The organism is Thauera carbonicopians, from assembly GCF_025699485.1.
GTDB lineage: Bacteria > Pseudomonadota > Gammaproteobacteria > Burkholderiales > Rhodocyclaceae > Thauera.
Genome location: NZ_JANUXN010000048.1, coordinates 1 through 1,020, shown reverse-complemented (window position 1 = coordinate 1,020; position 1,020 = coordinate 1). Strand labels below are relative to the sequence as shown.

Below are 1,020 nucleotides of genomic sequence, written 5' to 3'. Positions count from 1 at the left end.
ACAGATCAAGTATTCCCCTGACACCGGCCCCGGGCCGGTGTTGTTTTACGCAGCTTCCATCATCGGCACTTCGGGCTGCTCAGTGATGCCTGCCATGAAGGCCTGAATCGGCGTTCTGCCCTCCATCATCCGCCCTTGATGGGGCCGCTCATGGTTGTAGTGATGCAGATAGCGTTCGAGGTCTTCCTGCATTTGATCGACAGACTCGTACCCTGTCGTGCGCCCGGCCACCCGGAAGTGCTCGTCGAGCAACGTGCGGTGCAGCCTTTCAACGAAGCCGTTGCTCTGCGGCCTGCGAACACGCGTGGTGCGATGTTCGATGCCTTCCAACTGCAGGAACAGCTCGAACGGATGATGATCGGGCCGGCCGCAGTATTCGCGTCCGTTGTCCGAGAGGACCGTCTCGATTCTCACACCATGCTGTTCGAAGAACGGCAGCACGTCGTTGTTGAGCACATGGACGGCGGTCAGCGGCAGCTTGCTGGTGTAGAGCCGACCAAAGGCGAAGCGGCTGTAGCAGTCCAGCACCGTCTGCAGATAGACCTTGCCCACCCCCTTGAGGCTGCCGACGAAGAAGGTGTCGATGGCAACCAGTTCGCCGGTGTGATGCACTTCGATCTGCCGTTCCCGGAACTCGGGACTGAAGCGTTCGAGCAATCGAACCTGCTCTTCGAGCCAGGATCGACGCCTCGATCTCCGGCGCGACCCGGTTCGGGTGGGCGCCCTTGCAGCCCGGCAGTTTGTCCAGCAAACCGGCTGAGCCGTAAGTCTGGTAGTTGCGCCGGATTTCATAGAACTGCTGACGGCTGTAGCCCATCACCTTGCAGGCCTTGCTCACGTTGTGAAGCTCTTGCGCCAGGTCCAGAAGACTGAGCTTGCGACGTGCTATTTTCTCTTCGGTGGTCATGCGTCCTTCTCCAGGTCATGAACAGGTAGGGGTACCCGTTTCATAACCCGGCTCGGGGTCGTATGACCACCCCCCAATGTGGTCAACTGTCAGGGGAATACCGTATCAGCACA

Annotated in this window: 1 pseudogene; it reads right to left on the bottom strand. The window is 59.5% G+C overall.

From position 1 onward, the window contains the following. Nucleotides 1–45: 45 nt before the first annotated feature. Nucleotides 46–907: pseudogene (locus NX068_RS21080) on the bottom strand (integrase core domain-containing protein). Nucleotides 908–1,020 lie beyond the last annotated feature (113 nt).